Annotated in this window: 3 protein-coding genes and 1 pseudogene; 2 read left to right on the top strand and 2 right to left on the bottom strand. The window is 66.9% G+C overall.

Going from position 1 to position 3,249, the window contains the following annotated elements; genetic code table 11:
* A pseudogene (locus HOQ08_RS05195) lies at window positions 1-206 on the bottom strand (hypothetical protein); the annotation flags it as partial.
* A 98-nt stretch (window positions 207-304) separates the two neighbouring features.
* Between HOQ08_RS05195 and HOQ08_RS05190 the strand changes: the two are divergent.
* Window positions 305-1,420 (top strand): PilT/PilU family type 4a pilus ATPase, encoded by a 1,116-nt coding sequence (locus HOQ08_RS05190; RefSeq protein WP_291192314.1) that lies wholly within the window; start codon window positions 305-307, stop codon window positions 1,418-1,420.
* A gap of 133 nt (window positions 1,421-1,553) precedes the next feature.
* Here HOQ08_RS05190 and maiA read toward each other — a convergent pair whose 3' ends face one another.
* Window positions 1,554-2,210, bottom strand: a complete 657-nt coding sequence (maiA, locus tag HOQ08_RS05185) for a maleylacetoacetate isomerase (RefSeq protein ID WP_291192313.1) — start codon at window positions 2,208-2,210, stop codon at window positions 1,554-1,556.
* A gap of 146 nt (window positions 2,211-2,356) precedes the next feature.
* On the opposite strand from maiA, the gene HOQ08_RS05180 reads away from it, so the two are divergent.
* Window positions 2,357-3,249: phosphoglycerate kinase (locus tag HOQ08_RS05180; protein ID WP_291192312.1), on the top strand; the 893-nt coding region annotated here is incomplete at its 3' end.

The following is a 3,249-nucleotide window of genomic DNA, read 5'->3' as shown; positions in this document are numbered from 1 at the left end:
AAACCCAGGTCGACCGGGTCGTAGTCGGCCGCGCCGGCATCGCGGGCTGACTGCAGCAGCGCCTGGGCCTGGTTCATGGAGGCGTCCGGCGGCGGCACGCTGGCGCAACCGGCCAGCGCCAGCAGCGCCAGCCCCAGGATCAAGCCGCCCGGCGCCCTGCCGATACGCTGGTAGCGCCCGGGCGGCCGGGAAAAGATGTGCACCATCACTCATTCCTCGCGCAGTGTCGCCGCGTATTGTGGGCGGGCATAATCATGGTTTGCAACGCGCCCAAAACAAGGCGCGATCACTTTAGAGGTCCTTCGTGGATATCGGTTACTTCCTCAAGCTGATGGTAGACAAGGGCGCGTCGGACATGTTCCTGACCACCGGCGCCCCGGTGAACATCAAGGTCGAGGGCAAGCTCTACCCGCTGGGCAACACCGGCCTGCCCGGCGGCATGGTCAAGAAGATCGCCTACTCGCTGATGGACGAGGGCCAGGTGCCGCAGTTCGAGCGCGACCTGGAGCTCAACATGGCGCTGGCGGTGAAGGAAGCCGGCCGCTTCCGCATCAACGTGTTCAAGCAGCGCGGCGAAGTGGGCATGGTGATCCGCGCGATCAAGAGCGAGATCCCCAACATCGAGCAACTGCAGCTGCCGCCGATCTTCCGCGACCTGATCATGGAGCCGCGCGGATTGATCCTGGTGGTGGGCGCCACCGGTTCGGGCAAGTCGACCACGCTGGCGGCCATGCTCGACCACCGCAACTCCAATTCGCCCGGCCACATCCTCACCATCGAGGACCCGATCGAGTACCTGCACCGGCACAAGAAGTCGATCATCAACCAGCGCGAGGTCGGGCTGGACACGCACAGCTACCACGAGGCGCTGAAGAACGCGATGCGCGAGGCGCCGGACGTGATCATGATCGGCGAGATCCGCGACACCGACACGATGGAGGCGGCGATCGCCTTCTCCGAGACCGGCCACCTGTGCCTGGCCACGCTGCACTCGAACAACGCCGACCAGACGCTGGAGCGCATCCTCAACTTCTTCCCCGAATCGGCGCACAAGAACGTGCTGATGAACCTGGCGCTCAACCTGCGCGCGGTGATCAGCCAGCGCCTGGTGATCGGCAAGGACGGCCGCCGCATCCCGGCGGTGGAGGTGCTGCTCAACACGCCGCTGATCCGCGACATGATCCGCCGCGGACAGATCCACGAGGTCAAGGAAGCGATGGACCGCAGCCTGCAGGAAGGCATGCAGACCTTCGACCAGTCGCTGTACAAGCTCTACAAGAGCGGCCGCATCGAGCTGGAAGAGGCGCTGGCCAAGGCCGACTCGCGCGACGGCCTGGCACTGAAGATCCGGCTGTCCGAAGGCGGCGGGGCGGAGTCGACCGAGCTGGCGGGCAACGATCCGTACGGATTGGGCTTCTGAGCCTGGCAATTTGGGTTCGAAGCAGGGGGCGCAGCAATGCGCCCCTTTTTGTTTTTTGGCCCCTCTCCCTCCGGGAAGAAGGAGGCGGGCGCTCGGCCGGCACACGTTCCTGCCGGCGAGAAAGCAAAGTGGTTTACGGCGCGTCGGGCTGGCGCTCGGGCAAGGCCTGCCGGAAGGCTTCCAGCGCGTTGCAGGCGGCATGGATGCGCGCGATGGTCGGCCAGCGCTCCAGCGGCAGCTTCCAGCGCAGCGCGTTGTAGGCCTGCGGCACCAGGCAGGCGTCGGCCATTCCGGGCGTGTCGCCGTGGCAGTAGCGGCCGGTGGCCGCGCTTCCGGCAAGCATCGCCTCGATGGCATCGAAGCCCTCGCCGATCCAGTGCCGTGACCACGCCAGCTTGGCCTCGTCATCGGCCCCGAAGCTGCCTTCGAGGTACTGCAGCACGCGCAGGTTGCCCAGCGGATGGATGTCGCAGGCCATCGCCAGCGCCAGCGCACGCACGCGGGCGCGGCTGCGTGCATCGACCGGCAGCAGCGGCGGCTCCGGATGCATCTCTTCCAGGTATTCCATGATCGCCATCGACTGGGTCAGCACCCGGTCGCCGTCGGTAAGGCAAGGAAGCAGCTGTTGCGGGTTGAGCGCGCGGTAGGCCGCGCCGTGCTGTTCGCCGCCATCGCTCAGAAGGTGCACGGGGTGCGTCTCATAGGCCAGTCCCTTGAGATTGAGCGCGATGCGCACGCGATAGACGGCGCTGGAGCGCCAGTAGCCATACAACGCCAGTTCCGATGCCATGGGATCCCTCGCCGCCAGGATGGAGGCCGCAGCATAAACCGCGCGGCGTTGCATCGCCTGCACCCGCGCCCGACAATAGGCGGTTCGCGCCGGGGCGGTTGGCGCATCTGGTTGATTTCCAATACCGATTTTTCAGGAGTAGCGCCGTGTCCATCACCCGCATGAGCGATCTTGAGTTGCGCGGCAAGCGCGTACTGATCCGCGAAGACCTGAACGTGCCGATCGAGCATGGCCGCATCACCTCGACCCAGCGCCTGGATGCGGCACTGCCGACCATCCGGGCCGCGCGCGACGCCGGCGCGAAGGTGATGGTGCTCTCGCACCTGGGCCGCCCGAAGGAGGGCCAGTTCGACGCCGAATCCTCGCTCGCGCCGGTGGCGAAGTGGCTGGGCGACAAGCTCGGCACGCCGGTGCGGCTGGTCGCCGACTATCTCGGCGGCGTCGAGGTGGCCGAGGGCGAGGTGGTGGTGCTGGAGAACTGCCGCATGAATGTCGGCGAGGGCAAGGACGACGAGGCGCTGTCGAGGAAGTACGCCGCGCTGTGCGACGTGTTCGTCATGGATGCCTTCGGCACCGCGCACCGTGCGCAGGCCTCCACCCACGGCGTGATCCGCTTCGCCCCGCAGGTCGCCGCCGGCCCGTTGCTGTGGGCCGAGCTCGATGCGCTGGGCAAGGCGCTGGAGCACCCGGCGCATCCCTTGCTGGCGATCGTGGCCGGCTCCAAGGTGTCGACCAAGCTCACCCTGCTGGACAACCTTACGGCCAAGGTGGACCAGTTGATCGTCGGCGGCGGCATCGCCAATACGTTCATCGCCGCAGCTGGCTACAACGTCGGCAATTCGCTGTACGAGCCCGACCTCATCGAGGCGGCGAAGAAGGTGATCGCCGACGCCAAGCGCCGCGGCGGCGACGTGCCGCTGCCGGTGGACGTAGTGGTGGCGCCGGAGTTTTCCGCCAACGCGCCGGCGACGGTCAAACCCGTCGACGCCGTCACCGATGGCGAGATGATTCTGGACATCGGACCGCAGACCGCCCGCCG

The organism is Frateuria sp. (assembly GCF_013362045.1).
In the GTDB taxonomy this organism is placed as follows: Bacteria; Pseudomonadota; Gammaproteobacteria; order Xanthomonadales; family Rhodanobacteraceae; genus Frateuria_A.
Note: the sequence above shows the minus strand (reverse complement) of the source record. Positions and strands in the feature narration are given on the sequence as shown.